Origin of the sequence: Legionella sainthelensi (assembly GCF_900637685.1) — a bacterium.
Lineage (GTDB): Bacteria > Pseudomonadota > Gammaproteobacteria > Legionellales > Legionellaceae > Legionella > Legionella sainthelensi.
On record NZ_LR134388.1, the window covers coordinates 3,343,829 to 3,360,288 of the forward strand.

A 16,460-nucleotide genomic window follows, 5' to 3' on the forward strand; every position below is an offset into this window, starting at 1 on the left:
AAAGGAGACGCATTATGTTGGTTTTAACAAGAAAAGTTGGTGAATCAGTTGTTATCAGTGAGGAAGTTTACTGCACTGTAGTGGGTTATCGTGATGGTGAAGTTCGCCTTGCTTTCGATGCCCCTCAATCGATCCCTGTTCACCGTGATGAAATTCAAAGACGCATTTATCGAGAACGTCAAAAAGATCAATGGTTCAGCGACTCTCCTTCCAATAAGGAAAACATTGTTGACCGTTTAATTAGCAAATTCAAACACGGCCTGAAATCAGCTTAAAAACATCGAGGATTATTCGTATGAAAGCACAAGAAGAACAAGGGGTAACGGTTAAAGACCGCGCCCGTGAAAAGCTAAGGCGTGATTTGGGTGGCATGATTGAACAGGCACTAAGTGATCCTAAAACCGTTGAAATCATGCTCAATGCAGATGGCAAACTTTGGCAGGAACGTCTAGGCGAAACCATGCGTTGCATAGGTAGTATCACTGACGCCCGTGCTGAATCCATTATTAAAACTGTTGCGGGCTTTCATGGTAAGGAAGTAACCCGTTTTAATCCGATACTGGAAGGTGAGCTGCCACTGGATGGATCACGTTTTGCAGGGCAGCTGCCTCCGGTGGTCTCAAAACCCACATTCGCAATTCGTAAAAAAGCCATTTCGGTTTTTACACTGGATGACTACGTAAAATCAGAAATTATGACAGAAGCACAATGTGCGGTGATTAAAAAAGCCGTTATTGCACATCGAAACATTCTAGTCATTGGCGGCACAGGTTCTGGTAAAACTACTTTAGTGAACGCCATTATCAATGAAATGGTTCGTAGTTCGCCAGCTGAGCGTGTTTTCATCATTGAAGATACAGGTGAAATTCAATGCGCCGCTGAGAACTGCGTTCAATATCACACCACTCTTGATGTCAATATGACCCAACTTTTAAAAACCACTCTAAGGATGCGGCCAGATCGAATCCTTGTTGGTGAAGTTCGGGGCAGTGAAGCATTGGATTTACTCGATGCCTGGAATACTGGTCATGAGGGTGGTGCTGCTACTTTGCATGCCAATAACTGCCTTTCAGGACTTCATCGTTTGAAATCACTTATTACCCGAAACCCAGCAGCCCCGACTGAAATTGAACCTTTGATTGGTGAAACGGTTCATTGTGTGGTGCATATCACAAGAACACCGCAAGGGCGCAGAGTTGAAGAAATCATATCTGTTAAAGGCTATGAAAACGGTCATTACATCATCGAACAACTTACTTAAGGAGAATAGGTATGAACCAAGCATTTAATATAAATTATCGAAGTCTATTGATAATGGGAACTATTGTTTTATTGCTTCTGTTAATAACACATCCTGCTTGTGCATCAAGCGCAGGTGGAGGTTTACCATTTGACTCCTATTTAACCAAAATACAAAAATCCATTACCGGACCATTTGCCTTTACTGCTGCGATTATTGGTTTGGTTGGCGCAGGAGCTACTCTGATTTTCGGTGGTGAAATGAATGGTTTTTTGCGAACCCTTCTCTTTATTGTATTGGTGCTTTCATTCTTAGTTGCAGCTCAAAATACCATGACAGCAATTACAGGCAAAGGAGCCGAAATTGCTAAACCTTCCGTCTCAAAAACAGCTATGGAGACACAGCCATGAGTCTTCGTAGCATTCCTATACGCAGATGTGGTAACCGCCCAAGTCTTTTTATGGGTGGTGACCGCGAGCTGGTTATGTTTTCAGGATTACTTTCAGCAATCTTAATATTCGCAGCACAAGATTGGCTTGCCGCTATTTTTGGCTTTGCTCTTTGGTTTTTATCTTTAAAAGGTTTAAGGCTTATGGCAAAAGCCGATCCTAAAATGCGCGCCGTTTATCTGAGACAAAGAGGCTATCAGGCCTATTACCCAGCGCGTTCAACCCCTTTTCGTAATAATAAAAGGGGTTATTTATGATTGAGTTCATTACCTTTTTAATCAGTATTACTGGGCTGTTGCTATTATGTACTTTGTTTAGCGCTGCTAGAATGAAAAGTCGTAAACACCATGTCAAAAAACATCGAAGTCATACTGCAGGATTGGTTGATTTACTAAATTATGCTGCGGTAGTCGATGATGGCGTAATTATCGGTAAAAATGGATCGTTTATGGCAGCCTGGCTTTATCAAGGTGAAGATATTGCCAACACTACCGATGAAGCTCGTGAAATGATGGCTTTTCGAATCAATCAGGCAATGTCCTCTATGGGTAATGGCTGGATGATTCATGTAGATGCTATAAGACGTGCTGCTCCTAGTTACAGTGAGTGCAGTGCTTCATACTTTCCCGATCTTATGTCGAAGGCTGTTGATGAAGAAAGAAGGCAATACTTTGAAAGTATTGGTGCTTTGTATGAAGGCTATTTTGTTATCACACTAACCTGGTATCCACCTGTATTGGCTCAAAAGCGTTTTGTTGAATTGATGTTTGATGATTCAGGGGAGAAATTAAACCACAAAGAAAAAACCCATCAATTGATTGAAACATTCAAGCAATCATGCAGAAACTTTGAGTCCCGTATGAGTGCTGCACTTCACCTAGAAAGGTTAGGCTCAGAAATACTCATCAATGAAAACCATAAAGTCACTCAAGATAACTTTTTAAGACACATCCAATATTGTGTCACGGGAATTAACCATCCCGTTAATCTACCTAAAAATCCAATTTATCTGGATGCTCTGATAGGCGGTCAGGAATTAACCCCAGGTATTACACCCAAAATTGGCCGAAAGTTCATTCAGTGTGTTGCTATTGAAGGATTCCCCATGGAATCTTACCCAGGTATTTTAACGCTGTTGACTCAATTACCTGTGGAGTATCGCTGGAATTCTCGCTTCATATTCATGGATCCCCATGAAGCTGTAGCTCATTTCACTAAGTTCCGTAAAAAGTGGAAACAAAAGGTCAGAGGTTTTTTTGACCAAATGTTTAATACCAGCTCCGGTATCGTTGATGAAGATGCACTCAGCATGGTTAATGACGCGCAGGCAGCTATTGCCGAAACCAATTCAGGAATGGTGGGGCAAGGCTACTATACATCCGTCGTTGTATTAATGGATGAGGATAGAGCGAACGTTGAGAAAGCCGCCCTATTTATCGAAAAGAATATCAACGCTTTAGGCTTTAGCGCACGAACAGAAACCATTAATACTATGGATGCCTACATGGGTAGCCTACCCGGCCATGGTGTTGAAAACATCAGAAGACCTCTGATGAATACCATGAATCTGGCAGACTTGTTGCCAACATCCAGCATTTGGACAGGTGAAAATAAAGCTCCTTGCCCATTATTCCCACCTCAATCACCACCTTTGCTGCACTGTGTCACCAGTGGTAATGCACCATTTCGTTTGAATCTTCATGTCAGAGACTTAGGTCACGGCATTATGTTTGGTCCAACACGCTCTGGTAAATCAACCCATCTTGGTTTATTGGCATTCTCCTGGCGTCGATATAAAGATGCACGTATTTATTCTTTTGATAAAGGCATGTCTATGTATCCAACCTGCAAAGCAACAGGTGGAAAGCATTTCACTATCGCAGGCAAAGACTCTCGCCTTGCGTTTGCGCCCTTGCAGTTTTTGGAAACTAAATCAGATAGAGCTTGGGCTATGGAGTGGATTGATACGATTCTAGCTTTGAATGGTTTGAATACCACACCAGCTCAGCGCAATGAAATCGGTCATGCCATTCTAAGCATGCACCAAAGTGGCTCTAAAACCTTATCAGAATTTGTCATGACGATTCAGGATGAACCCATTAGAGAAACGTTAAAGCAGTACACCATAGATGGTTTGATGGGGCATTTATTGGATGCAGAAAGTGATGGGCTTGGTCTGTCTTCCTTTATGACCTTTGAAATCGAGCATTTAATGGGCTTAGGTGAAAAATTTGCATTGCCTGTGTTGCTTTATCTCTTTAGGCGTATTGAAACGTCATTAGATGGTCGCCCCACCCTAATCTTGCTTGATGAAGCCTGGTTAATGCTGGCGCATCCTGTGTTTAAAAGCAAGATTGCTGAATGGCTTGACTCCATGGCTAAGAAAAACTGTGTGGTGTTTATGGCAACGCAACATTTATCTCATGCAGCCAATTCTGGAATCTTAGATATTATTGTTGAATCAACCGCCACCAAAATCTTTTTACCAAATCTTTATGCAAGAGATCCTGAGACCCGACTCATTTATGAGCGCATGGGCTTAAATCCACGCCAGATAGACATAATAGCATCTGCTCAACCCAAACGTGATTACTACTATGTCAGTGAAAAAGGCCAGCGCCTTTATCAATTGGCGTTAGGACCTTTGGCCTTGGCATTTGTTGGTGCAACAGATCCCGATTCGATTGCGCGTATGAAGCAATTGGAGTCGAAGTATGAAGATGAGTGGGTCTCTCAATGGCTTTCAGAAAAAGGTATTCATTTGGCTCAGTACGGAGAAGCAGCATGAAAAAAAGTATAACGAATAACCCCTACCTCAACGCCAGACGCGCCTGGAATGTTCATACCGCAGGACTTATGAAATCACTACAAGTTTGGCAATTGGTAGGCTTAGGTAGCTTGTTAATTGCATTAGCGGCAGTCGGTGGACTCATCGCGATAGGTAGTCAATCCAAATTTATCCCTTTGGTGTTTCAACAAGATGCCAATGGTAATACCTTATCGGTTACCCGTGCTGATAAGGTTGGTGAGGCAAGCATTGATGATTATCGTGCTGCAGCTGCCCATTTTATTGAAAACGTTCGCATGGTAAGCCTTGATACGGAACTGCAAAAGAAAGCAGTTTTTCAGGTGTATTCCTATTTAAATTCCAATGATGCGGCTTTGGCTAAGATTCAAGAGTTCTACAGCGACAAACAGCAATCTAATCCCTTTGAAAGAGCTGCCTTTGAGATTGTAAGCATAGACATTCGCTCAGTACTTCAAGAGTCGGATGAGACTTGGCAAGTCGACTGGATTGAAACGGTGAGGAATCGTGATGGATCACTTAAAGAAAAGCCTCGCATGATGAAAGCGATGATTACGATGTATCAGGAGAATGAAATCAATGATGCCACCAGTGAGTCCATTTTGAAAAATCCCCATCTGATTTATGTGCGTGATTTTAACTGGTCCTACGAATTAAAGCATGGAGAACAGCAATGAAAAGAATAATACAGCTATTTTGTTTATTAACACCACTCACAAGTTTTGCATTGGACAACACTATTCTGGCCGAGCATTATTTTTCGGATACTGTACCCAAGCTATCGAGTCAGGAAAAACAAGGTTTAGATATTGCAGAGCGTACACAACAAGGAGAAAAAACAAGTATACCCTTTGCTTCTGCTGATGGCTCAGTCAGTTTTATTTATGGATCAGGGCAAATCAGGGTAGTTTGTGCCCCTTTGCAAGTGTGTGATATTGCCCTTCAACCAGGTGAGCAGTTTAACGACATGAACGTCGGTGACCCACGCTTTGTTGTTGAACCATCTCTCACAGGATCTGGGACTATGCAACAAATCCATCTGCTCATAAAACCTAAAGATGTAGGGCTTGATTCCTCTTTGGTAGTCACCACAGACAGAAGAACGTATCACTTTAGATTAAAGTCAGATAGAACCGAATTTATGCCTTACATTTCATTTACTTATCCTGATGAAGCAAAAGCCAAATGGCAGTTACTACAACGCATTCAGGCTGAAAGAAGAAAAGTAGATACCTTACCAGAAACCAATGAATATCTAGGCGATCTTAACTTCAATTATCGAATTCAAGGAAATGCCCGATTTAAGCCAGTTAGAGTTTATAACAATGGCGTCAAAACGATTATTGAGATGCCAAGAACCATGGCTCAAAGTGAAGCGCCTGCGCTGCTAGTTTTAAGAGGTCGAGGTCTATTTAAAAAATCAGAGTCTGTGATGGTTAATTATCGCCTTCAGGGTTGTCGTTATATCGTGGATGGGGTTTTTGATAAAGCCATATTGGTTATCGGTAGCGGTTCCTCTCAAGAAAAAATTACGATTACAAGGTGCTGAAGATGAAAGAATTAAGTGTTTTATTGCTCGCAGTCTTGTTATCAAGCTGTGCCAGCATGCGTTATGGCAATTTCACCCAAATGCCTCAGGGCAAAGATGCTTATCTGGCAGCAGATGCAGCTACTCAATTAACGCGAGTATATCCACCTGCTCAAAATACATTTTGTATTGGTCAAAGAGTAACAGATGGCTTTGGCTTAAGTCTTATTCAAAACTTGAGAAAAAAGGGTTATGGCATCAATGAAAATCAATGCCCTAAGAATAAAGCTAATTTTTTCTACGTGCTTGATGAGCTTAAACCTCAAAGTTACAGAGTGAGCTTATTTGTAGGAATACAAACCTTGAGCCGTCTGTATGAAAAAAACCATGAAAATATCTTTCCTGTCAGCGCATGGACTCATAAGGAGTGAGAACGATGAATCAAAATAATGATTATTTGTCACCAGACAATTCACCGCAAAAGCTTCAAACCACAGGTGTAAAACGAGTAAATAATGTGCCACTCATGATTGCAATTGGTATTTTAACTCTTTTTGTGGTGCTCATCGCTTTAGTTGCCAATAAACGGGCTAATGCGCAAAACCAGCCATCAGAAATAGTAAAGGTAAAGAATCCTAAGAAAAATACCATGAGCCTTGCCAATGATGTGGTAGGAAATCATAAAACAGCAGTGATTCCTTCCCAGAGTGACACGATAGCTAATAATGAAACAGGTCCTTTGCTCATTCCTGAACAACTTCCTCATCAAGAAGATACTCTGACACAAGAGGTATCTGAAGCTGAAATCGAGCGTATTCGTCAGGAAAAAACTCAAGAATTTGAAGAGGCTGTCAAAGCTAAGTCATCCGTAATGGTAGATAACCCACGATTGAATAATCGCGACACTACTAAAACTTCCATGAATAGCAATGAGATGACATTAAACATCGACCCTTCATCAGCATTTAAAGAGCAGCTCGCATTATTACAAGGAAGACAGGCCAAACCTATGCCACAAACATTAGGTGGTGAGGAAAATGAAATGCGCTGGCATTTAAATTCAACGCTGCAAAATCCGAACAGTCGATACGAACTAAGAGCTGGCAGCGTGATTCCAGGAGTAATGATTAGTGGTATTTCTTCAGAATTACCAGGTCAAATTATCGCTCAAGTATCACAAAACGTATATGACACCGCTACCGGAAAATATCTTTTGATACCCCAAGGCACCAAGATATTGGGGCTTTATTCCAGCGATGTCCCTTTAGGTCAGTCTTCCGTATTAGTGGCTTGGCAACGCCTAGTGTTTCCAGACAGTAAAGCTCTGGATATCGGCTCTATGCCCGGTGCTGATAGTGCTGGATATGGTGGTTTTCGCGATCAGGTAGATCATCATTATGCAAGAATTTATGGTTCAGCGCTTTTAATGTCAGGCATTATTGCGGGTATTACTTATAGCCAAAATACAAATCAATCTAACCAATTGGGTTACGCCCAGCCCACAGCTGGCAGTGTCATGAGTCAGGCTCTAGGACAACAGTTGGGCGAGGTTACTTCACAACTGGTTTCAAAAAACCTGAATGTGTCTCCGACTATCAATGTCCGTCCAGGTTATCGTTTCAATATCATCGTAGTGAAAGATTTAACGTTTAAACAACCATATAAGCAATTTGCTTATCAATGAAGGAGAGCATTATGAAATTTAAATCCATGATTATTTATTGTTTTGCTTTACCAGTATTCGCGGGTGGTGCGCCTGTGTTTGACATTGCGAACTGGATTCAAAATGGAAAAATGATTGCAACTCAGCTTAGCGAGTATAAAACGCAAGTCGATCAATACAAAAATCAGATGGATCAATATCAAAACATGTTAGACAACACCAAATCACTGACTTCCTTTGAATGGGATAATGCCAACTCGGTTATTAATAATTTGCTTGAGTCGACTGATACCATTGATTACTACAAGCAGGAAGCTGGCAGCCTCCAAGGGTATCTTGACCGATTCCAAAGTCAGGAATACTACCAAAAGACCCCGTGTTTTAATGGCACGGGTCAATGTTCTGCTGAAGAACTTAGAAAAATCAAACAAAGCAGATTAGCGGCTTCTGTTGCTGAAAAACGCTCCAATGATGCAATGCTCAAAGGGATTGATAAACAACAACAGAGTTTGAAAAATGACTCTGCAAAGCTGCGTACTTTGCAATCTCAGGCACAAGGTGCTGCAGGCCAAAAACAGGCTCTTCAAGCTGCTTCTCAATTAGCAAGTAATCAATCCCATCAATTGCTTCAAATCAGAGGCGTGTTATTGGCGCAACAGAATGCCCAGGCTGTCAAAGATGCCGCGAATGCCAACAAAGAAGCGATACAGACTGCGGGAGATGAGCATTTCAGATCAGGGGCATACCATAAAAGCTCAGGAAAAAAATGGTAATCCATCATAAAAAGGAGAGGAAATGAAAGTTATATGTTTATCAATTTTGGTTCTTACTTGTGTCCTGTCAGGTTGCGACAGCGCTGAAACCGCAGCTCAAAAAAAGGCTGAACATTTGGCTTCGCTAAGATGCGACAGTTCAAGAGAAGGTCGAACTAAAGAAGAACTCCAAGTGATTGGTGATGCGTGCTTCCGAGGAGGTAGTTATTCCAAAAGCTCTGGTCAGAAGTGGTGATGGTATGAACAAAAAATAACTCCTTATTTTATCCTTTTCTGTTTACTTGGGTTTTCTGCTTGCTGCCATGCTCAGGGGCATGGCATGGATAGTCGTGACTTACTGGATAATATTTTACAACGGTTTGCCAGCACATCCGCGCTATGGAGCAAAACCATGTTGAGTTACGCAAGATATTTGTTCTGGTCTTTGGCCTCAATCAGTATGGTGTGGACTTACGGCTTGATGGCATTGCGAAGAGCAGACATTCAAGAATTCTTAGCTGAAACAGTACGGTTTTTTGTGGTTGTGGGTTTTTTCTATTGGATTTTAGACAATGGACCTGCAATTGCAAAAGCGATCATAGACTCGATGCGGCAACTTGCAGCCAAGGCATCAGGAATTAATGAGCATGTCTCTCCTTCTGATATTGTGGATGTTGGGTTTGATATTGTTTCAAAAGCCATAGACAGCTCATCCATCTGGTCACCTGCAGCAACTACAGTAGGATTACTCGTTGCAGGGGTTATTCTGATTATATTGGCTTTAGTCAGTATCAATATGCTCATTATCTTAATCACCGCATGGATTTTAACTTATGGTGGCATTGTTTTATTGGGGTTTGGCGGTGGCCGTTGGACTCAGGACATTGCAATTAACTACTACAAAACTGTGTTGGGGATTGCATTACAAGCTTTTGCCATGATTTTAATTATTGGTATTGGTAAATCCTTTGTAGATCAATATTACGCTGCAATGTCTGAAAACATCATGCTTAAAGAAATGTTTGTCATGCTGGTAGTTGCCGTACTGTTACTGGTTCTTATTGATAAAATTCCACCTGCTTTAGCAGGCATTGTGTCAGGAGGTGGTTCTGGTGGTGGCGGTGGTCTCGGTCTGGGTGGTGCTATGGGAGCTGCTGGAATAGCTGGGGCTGCCATGACGGGGGCTGCAGGTAGTGTACTTGCCCAAAGCGGTGGTGGATTATCCGCACTCAATGCGGCATTTAAAGCAGCCAGCCAATCAACCAACTCTGGCGATACAAGTTCTCTGTCAGGGATGGATAAAGGCTCTAAAACCGGTGGTTTAGCCGAAGCCATGGGAACAGCTGCCAAATTTGCAGGTTCTTTTGGTTCCCATTTAGCATCAGGTACTATGGATGTGGCCAGTGAAAAAGCAAACTCGTTTAAAGAGGCCATTGCTGAAAAAATTGCTGACACAACGGGTGGGAAAATTGCTGAGGCAATTCAGAACAAGGTAGATTCACCCGCTTCTGAATCGCAAGAATCCAACGCACAAAATATTCTGTCTATGGGTACTCCTGGAGGTAGCTTTAGTTCAGGTACTGATACATCAGATGAGGTCAGTCAGTTTGTGAACCAAAAGGCATCTGGAGAGAGCCAATGAGCCAAAACAAACTGAATAAAGCCATAGGCCCTCAAGTCAGAGAAAAAAATCCTGGCAAGGCAAATAAAACGCATACCTGGTTAGTGATTTGTTCTTTTTTAATCAGCATACAAATTGGCACGCAGTTTTTCGCACATCAATTTCACTATGCTGATGTCTTGGGGACTTCATTCGCTCATATTTATATGCCTTGGCAGATTTTTAATTGGGCTATTAAATATCAATCTTATTACCCAGATTCGTTCAATGCTGCCTTTGGTCTGATTGTCATGATTGACTGTCTCTTTTTAATGATGATCGTGTTGGCTTCCAAATATTTTAAAAAGAACAATGTGAGTGATTACCTCCATGGTTCAGCCAGATGGGCTAATTGGGAGGACTTAAACCGTGCGAGCCTCATTGGACATGATGAAGGAGTTTATGTTGGAGCATTTGAAGATGACAAAGGAGAGATCCATTATTTGCGCCACAATGGACCTGAGCATGTTTTAACCTATGCACCAACACGCTCAGGGAAAGGAGTTGGTCTAGTGATCCCTACCCTTTTATCCTGGAAACAATCCTGCGTCATTACCGATTTAAAAGGTGAACTATGGGCAATGACCGCTGGATGGCGTCAGAAACATGCTAACAACAAAGTCATTCGATTTGAGCCGGCAACGTTAAAAGGAAGTGCACGCTGGAACCCACTAAATGAAATCAGAGTAGGTACAGAATCAGAGGTCGGTGACGTGCAAAACTTGGCAACACTTGTAGTTGATCCCGATGGTAAAGGATTGGAAACACATTGGCAGAAGACCTCTCAAGCCCTTTTAGTTGGTTTTATTCTGCATGCGATTTATAAACTGAACAATCAGGGAGAACCAGCTACATTTCCCAATATTGACCGTATGCTGGTTGATCCCAATATTAATATTGCCGACCTGCTCATTGAAATGACGCAATACCCGCATATTGAAGGAAAAACCCATCCTGTTATTTCAGCCTCTGCGCGTGACATGATAGACCGCCCCGAAGAAGAAGCAGGATCTGTATTATCTACTTTAAAATCTTATTTGGCGTTATACCGAGATCCGGTGGTAGCACATAACGTCTCGTCTTCCGATTTTTGTATTCGAGATTTGATGAACCATGAAAATCCTGTGAGTCTCTATATTGTTACTCAACCTAATGACAAGGCCAGGCTTCAACCTCTGGTTAGAGTAATGATTAATATGATAGTGAGACTATTGGCAGACAAAATGGAATTTGAGCGTGTATCCGATGACAAAGGATTATCTTATGTGAGTGCTAAAAAAACGTATAAACATCGACTGCTTTGCATGATTGATGAATTTCCAAGCCTTGGAAAACTCGATATTCTACAAGAGTCATTAGCTTTTGTTGCTGGTTATGGTTTAAAGTTTTACTTAATTTGTCAGGACATTAATCAGCTTAAAAGCCGTGAACGTGGCTATGGCCCTGATGAGACCATTACTTCTAATTGCCACATCCAAAATGCTTATCCACCCAACCGAGTTGAAACGGCAGAACATCTTTCCAAGCTGACAGGTCAAACGACGATTGTTAAAGAACACATCACCACCAGCGGTAAACGTTTTTCTACGTTCTTAAATCAAATATCAAAAACCATTCAGGAAATTTCGAGACCCCTTTTAACCGTTGATGAGTGTCTGCGTATGCCTGGGCCTAAAAAGGATTCAAATGGTTTAATTGTTGAAGCAGGCGACATGGTTGTTTATGCAGCGGGCTTTCCTGCAATTTATGGTAAACAGCCGCTTTATTTTAAAGATCCAGTGTTCATGGCTAGAGCCTCTGTAGAGGCACCTATTCACTCAGATATTTTACGTGTTCGTTTAAGTGAAGACGAGGTGATCCGGTTATGAAAAAACTGTCCATCATCATCGCTATTGTTTTGATAAGTACTATTGCTGCAGGCTCATTATTCCATTCTATGGACTTTAGGATAAATCTTACTGAATCCATTCCTGTAGGTTTATATCGCATCACCGGTGCAGAGCCGCTAAGAAATGCTTATGTGATTTTTTGCCCAGATGATAGGCAAACTTTCAGATTAGCCAAGAACAGAGGTTATATAGACCATGGTCTTTATTGTAATGGATATGGCTATTTAATGAAAAAAGTGGTGGCTGTATCTGGCGATATCCTCTCTGTGACAAATGAAGGAGTTTTTGTAAATCAAATGCTAATTCCTTATTCAAAACCAAAATTACAGGATGGGATGAACCGCGCTTTACCTCAATGGCAGGTAATGAATTATCAACTTAAAGTAAATGAAATCATGACGATGACCAGTCAAAGCGAATGGTCATTCGATGGTCGATACTATGGTCTTGTTCACACGAGACAAATCAAGGGAATGATCACACCCATATGGGTAATTAATAAACGGGAGAAAACCACATGAGTCATGAAACCGAGTTAATGGATGTGATTTTTGAAAAAATCGATGATTTAGTAATCCCTGGCTTTCTTGTCGAGGTCAGTCCAATAGAAGCAGACATCATGGGCGCATTTTTTGAAGATGCACTCAATGAAGAGGATGCGATGGAGGCTATTTATGACTAAAATGCCTTATCATCAAGTCGTTGCCAATCAAATTATTGAAAGCCTGAAAGCAGGAACAGCACCCTGGCTAAAACCATGGGAACCAGGCACAGGTAATGGTCAAGTTCCTTATAATCCAATAACAGGCAAACGTTATCGCGGGATTAATGCATTGTATTTAATGCTAAATCAAAGTGATGACAATCGCTGGTTAACCTACAAGCAAGCACAAAGCATGGAAGCTCAAGTACGCAAGGGAGAAAAAGGAACGACGATTCAATACTGGAAATTTCATGAAGAACAAATCAAACAAGATGATGCGGGTTATCCTGTGCTTGATGAGCAAGGTAATCCATTAAAAGTGCAGGTGAATCTTGAACGACCCAAGGTGTTTTATGCAACAGTATTTCATGCATCACAGATTGATAATATGCCCGAACTCATTACAAAAGAGCCGCACTGGTCCTTAATTGAAAGAGCAGAAAAACTACTGCTTAACTCTGGCGCCACCATTACTCATTCTGAAGCGGACAGAGCATTTTACAGATTATCGACTGATAGCATTCATCTTCCACCAAAAGAGCAATTTAAATCTGCAGCAAACTATTATGCCACTGCCCTGCATGAGCTTGGACATTGGAGCGGTCATCCTTCAAGACTGGATAGAGATTTAGGTCATCCCTTTGGTTCAGATGCCTATGCCAAAGAAGAATTGAGAGCAGAAATTGCAAGCATGCTTTTAGGTGCTGAGCTTGGTATAGGTCATGATCCTTCTCAACACACGGCATATATCAAATCGTGGATTCAAGTTCTGGAAGATGAGCCTTTAGAAATATTCAGAGCATCTGCAGATGCAGAAAAAATAGTTAATCACCTGTGTGCTTTAGAGCAAACCCAAAACATTCAACTAACAGAACTTATTGAAATCAAGGATGAGAAACTTAAAGAGGTAGCCGTTATGACTTCGGAAAACATCACTTCTGAAAAGGTCTGGTTAAGCATCCCCTTCAAACAAAAAGAGATAGCTAAATCCACAATAGGAAAACTCCCTGATGGAACACCAGGTATTGCCTGGGATAAAGTTCAAAAATGTTGGTATGCAAATCTTGGTGTCCCTGTTGAGAAAATCAAAGCCTGGCTTCCTGAAAATCAAATACTAACCCAGGATAAAACGCTTCCAGAAGATGAATTTAAAGCGGCATTGGTGAGCCTTGGTGCTATTGTTTCAGGTGAGCATCCAATTATGGATGGTAAACCTCATCGTATCTCCACAGAGGGTGATAAAAACGGTGAGAAAGCAGGATTTTATGTAGCTCATTTAGATGGCATTCCGGCTGGATATATTAAAAACAATCGAACGGGTGCTGAGCTTAATTGGAAATGTAAGGGTTACATTTTGACTGATGAACAGAAGACAACGCTTAAGACTGAAGCGCTTGAGCATCAACAGACTCGCCAACGTGAGCTTGAAACTAAACAAAAAAATACTGCATTAAGACTCAAGGAAAAATTATCAATAATGGCAGAGATTGTGGAACCCACACCTTACATGCAGGCTAAGGGTATTGAAGTTCATTCTGGCGTATATACTGATGAAGAAAGAAAACTAACCTGTATTCCGGCAATAGATTGCGAAGGAATACTTTGGACTGTTCAGTACATTGCTGAAGATGGCACCAAACGGTTTGCAAAAGATTCAAGAAAGGAAGGTTGTTTTCATGTATTGGGTGGTCTGGAAAAACTTTCAGGAACACCTGTCATTGTTATTGCTGAAGGTTATGCTACAGCTGCAGCTATAAAAGATGCAACTGGACTACCTGCTGTGGTCTCTGCCTTTGACTCCGGTAATCTCAAACCAGTCGCTAAAGCGCTACATGATAAATATCCCAATACTCCAATTATTGTGGCTGCAGATGATGACAAACACCTTGAGTTAACAAAGGGTATTAACCCTGGGAAAGAAAAAGGAAAAGAGGCAGCAGATTCAGTTAATGGATTCATCATTCTACCGGCCTTTGCTCCAGGAGAGCAGTTATCAAACCCTCGACAGTTTAGCGATTTTAATGATCTGGCTAACAACAGTAAGTTAGGGCTCGAGGGAGTGAAACGACAATTAAAATCAAAAATTGATAGATATGCTAAGTTAAATAGCCGTATGCTATTATCGCAAAAGACCAATGTGGTTCATATTGCATAAACTCATTTCAAATGGCAACAGATCAGTTCAATTGTTGCCAAAACTACCCATATCCTCATAATATGACGCATCTAGGTAATTACTATTCTTAGTTATGAGCGACTAAAACACTCTCTAAAAGCAGCTTAATCCTTAAAGATAATGTTTAACGTCAATGATGGCTTGTTAAGTCTGGTAATTTAATATCCTGATAAGTCATCAGAGTCATCATCCCAGTCTCTTGATGATAAAGCATATGACAATGCATCATCCAGTTGCCCGGATTATCGGAATCAAATTGAACCTTAACAGTTGATTTCGGCAACACCAAAACCGTGTCGTGCAACAGACCATCACTTATCTTTTCCCATCAATCTCAGTCACTTCAAAGACATGACCATGCAAATGCATGGGATGAGCCATCATCGTTTTATTATTGAAGACAAGTTCAACCCGTTTGTTTTTCTGAACCGTTAATGGTTTTATTTCAGGCCACTTTTGGTTGTTAATTGTCCACACATAGGACATCATATCGCCTTCTAAATTGACTGTAAGCGTTTGTCCAGGAGTTTTAGCTGACATTGGCTGTAAGGCCTTAAATTTAAATTCCTGATCATAGTTTAAAGCGCCAACTTTGTTTGACGTTTTTTCATTTAGTTTAGGGATAGGCGCTTTAGGTGTCGTAAGTATTAAACCGGTTTGCATCGCAGTCCCTTCTCCTTGTGCAAGAATAGGATATGCGTTTTCACCTTGGGGAATGGTCACCAAAACATCAATCCGCTGTCCCACGGCCAGTTGAAATTGATTGGATTCTACTGGTTTAATCGCTTGCCCATCAATAGCAATCGCCTTACCTTTTAAAATGCCTGTATTGATAAAAAAATTAGACATTGCAGAGCCTGCGATAAACCTTAATCGAACAGTATCTCCTTGATGAACAGAAACAACTTCTGGATTCTTTAACGTTTTATAGTTGGTTAGGAATGCATCATAACTGACATCATTTAAATCAGCTTCCGCTTGGCTCGTGGGCATAGAAGACATACCACTACTATGATGCATGTGAGTCATTTGTCCTTTCTTTAGCTCACTTAAAATCACTTCTGGTTTTTTATAGCTAAAATCGCCAATGAATAAAGTAACCTCTTTATCACTTGCCTTATCTTTTGCGTCGGAGATAATCAAAGGTGCTGATAAAAATTGTTGTACCTGCAAATCATGATGCGAATGCATCCAATAGGTCCCAGATTGCTTGAGCAAAAAATGATAATGGTATTCACCGCCTGGGGGAATGGGTGCCTGCGTCACATAAGGCACTCCATCTTGGTTATTCGGTACAACGAGGCCATGCCAATGCAATACAGTAGGCTTATCAGTCTGATTTTTTACAACTGCATCAAACATGTCGCCTTTCACTCCGTGATATCCCCAAGTACCGTCAGGCTGCTCGATTCGAAACAACTCAGTAGGTTTACCATCCACTTCGGTTTGATATTTTTTAATCAACAACACGGTGGGTTTAATCGCTGTATGTAGGGTTGGATTTTGAACCGCAAGGGCTTGTCCAACATACAGGGCATTTAATGCAAGTATTGCTTGAACGCAAAAAGATAATTTCATAAAAAACACTCTTAAT

Annotated in this window: 18 protein-coding genes; 16 read left to right on the forward strand and 2 right to left on the reverse strand. The window is 41.2% G+C overall.

The window, feature by feature from the left end; all coding sequences use genetic code 11:
• Positions 1 to 14 precede the first annotated feature (14 nt).
• The 16 genes from csrA to EL220_RS14830 all read left to right on the forward strand — a co-directional run bounded on the left by csrA (position 15) and on the right by EL220_RS14830 (position 14,845).
• Positions 15 to 275 carry a carbon storage regulator CsrA gene (csrA, locus tag EL220_RS14760; RefSeq protein ID WP_027269512.1) on the forward strand — a complete coding sequence of 87 codons (261 nt, stop codon included), beginning with the start codon at positions 15 to 17 and terminating at the stop codon, positions 273 to 275.
• Positions 276 to 295: 20 nt separating this feature from the next.
• A complete protein-coding gene (gene trbB / locus EL220_RS14765) occupies positions 296 to 1,261 on the forward strand; it encodes a P-type conjugative transfer ATPase TrbB (protein ID WP_027269511.1) in 966 nt (321 codons plus the stop codon).
• A gap of 11 nt (positions 1,262 to 1,272) precedes the next feature.
• The gene (locus EL220_RS14770) at positions 1,273 to 1,650 is read left to right on the forward strand and encodes a TrbC/VirB2 family protein (protein ID WP_027269510.1); all 378 of its coding nucleotides are present in this window, start codon (positions 1,273 to 1,275) and stop codon (positions 1,648 to 1,650) included.
• Positions 1,647 to 1,946, forward strand: a complete 300-nt coding sequence (locus tag EL220_RS14775) for a conjugal transfer protein TrbD (protein WP_027269509.1) — start codon at positions 1,647 to 1,649, stop codon at positions 1,944 to 1,946. Before EL220_RS14770 ends, EL220_RS14775 begins: the two co-directional genes overlap by 4 nt.
• Positions 1,943 to 4,477, forward strand: a complete 2,535-nt coding sequence (locus EL220_RS14780; protein ID WP_027269508.1) for a VirB4 family type IV secretion/conjugal transfer ATPase — start codon at positions 1,943 to 1,945, stop codon at positions 4,475 to 4,477. Before EL220_RS14775 ends, EL220_RS14780 begins: the two co-directional genes overlap by 4 nt.
• On the forward strand, positions 4,474 to 5,172 hold the full coding sequence (locus EL220_RS14785; protein WP_027269507.1) for a conjugal transfer protein TrbF: 699 nt from the start codon (positions 4,474 to 4,476) through the stop codon (positions 5,170 to 5,172). The genes EL220_RS14780 and EL220_RS14785 overlap by 4 nt, the downstream gene beginning before the upstream one ends.
• Positions 5,169 to 6,044 carry a P-type conjugative transfer protein TrbG gene (trbG, locus tag EL220_RS14790; protein ID WP_027269506.1) on the forward strand — a complete coding sequence of 292 codons (876 nt, stop codon included), beginning with the start codon at positions 5,169 to 5,171 and terminating at the stop codon, positions 6,042 to 6,044. Before EL220_RS14785 ends, trbG begins: the two co-directional genes overlap by 4 nt.
• Before the next feature lie 2 nt (positions 6,045 to 6,046).
• Positions 6,047 to 6,454 carry a conjugal transfer protein TrbH gene (locus tag EL220_RS14795; protein ID WP_027269505.1) on the forward strand — a complete coding sequence of 136 codons (408 nt, stop codon included), beginning with the start codon at positions 6,047 to 6,049 and terminating at the stop codon, positions 6,452 to 6,454.
• Positions 6,455 to 6,459: 5 nt separating this feature from the next.
• The gene (locus tag EL220_RS14800) at positions 6,460 to 7,707 is read left to right on the forward strand and encodes a TrbI/VirB10 family protein (RefSeq protein WP_027269504.1); all 1,248 of its coding nucleotides are present in this window, start codon (positions 6,460 to 6,462) and stop codon (positions 7,705 to 7,707) included.
• 11 nt (positions 7,708 to 7,718) lie between these two features.
• A complete protein-coding gene (trbJ, locus tag EL220_RS14805) occupies positions 7,719 to 8,459 on the forward strand; it encodes a P-type conjugative transfer protein TrbJ (RefSeq protein WP_027269503.1) in 741 nt (246 codons plus the stop codon).
• A gap of 22 nt (positions 8,460 to 8,481) precedes the next feature.
• The gene (locus tag EL220_RS14810; RefSeq protein ID WP_027269502.1) at positions 8,482 to 8,694 is read left to right on the forward strand and encodes a hypothetical protein; all 213 of its coding nucleotides are present in this window, start codon (positions 8,482 to 8,484) and stop codon (positions 8,692 to 8,694) included.
• 84 nt (positions 8,695 to 8,778) lie between these two features.
• Positions 8,779 to 10,080: a P-type conjugative transfer protein TrbL gene (trbL, locus tag EL220_RS14815; protein WP_232002486.1), complete on the forward strand. Its 1,302-nt coding sequence runs from the start codon at positions 8,779 to 8,781 to the stop codon at positions 10,078 to 10,080.
• Positions 10,077 to 11,966 carry a type IV secretory system conjugative DNA transfer family protein gene (locus EL220_RS14820; protein WP_027269500.1) on the forward strand — a complete coding sequence of 630 codons (1,890 nt, stop codon included), beginning with the start codon at positions 10,077 to 10,079 and terminating at the stop codon, positions 11,964 to 11,966. Before trbL ends, EL220_RS14820 begins: the two co-directional genes overlap by 4 nt.
• Entirely contained in the window at positions 11,963 to 12,508 is a 546-nt protein-coding gene (gene traF, locus EL220_RS14825; RefSeq protein ID WP_027269499.1) for a conjugative transfer signal peptidase TraF, read from the forward strand. Before EL220_RS14820 ends, traF begins: the two co-directional genes overlap by 4 nt.
• Complete coding sequence (locus EL220_RS18250) at positions 12,505 to 12,669, forward strand: hypothetical protein (protein WP_027269498.1); 165 nt, start codon at positions 12,505 to 12,507, stop codon at positions 12,667 to 12,669. Before traF ends, EL220_RS18250 begins: the two co-directional genes overlap by 4 nt.
• Complete coding sequence (locus EL220_RS14830) at positions 12,662 to 14,845, forward strand: zincin-like metallopeptidase domain-containing protein (RefSeq protein ID WP_027269497.1); 2,184 nt, start codon at positions 12,662 to 12,664, stop codon at positions 14,843 to 14,845. The genes EL220_RS18250 and EL220_RS14830 overlap by 8 nt, the downstream gene beginning before the upstream one ends.
• Positions 14,846 to 14,996: 151 nt before the next feature.
• Here the strand turns inward: EL220_RS14830 and EL220_RS19600 are convergent, their stop codons facing one another.
• Both EL220_RS19600 and EL220_RS14835 read right to left on the reverse strand, forming a co-directional pair.
• Positions 14,997 to 15,152, reverse strand: a complete 156-nt coding sequence (locus tag EL220_RS19600; protein ID WP_269471019.1) for a multicopper oxidase domain-containing protein — start codon at positions 15,150 to 15,152, stop codon at positions 14,997 to 14,999.
• A gap of 29 nt (positions 15,153 to 15,181) precedes the next feature.
• Positions 15,182 to 16,444, reverse strand: a complete 1,263-nt coding sequence (locus EL220_RS14835) for a multicopper oxidase family protein (RefSeq protein ID WP_269470992.1) — start codon at positions 16,442 to 16,444, stop codon at positions 15,182 to 15,184.
• Positions 16,445 to 16,460 lie beyond the last annotated feature (16 nt).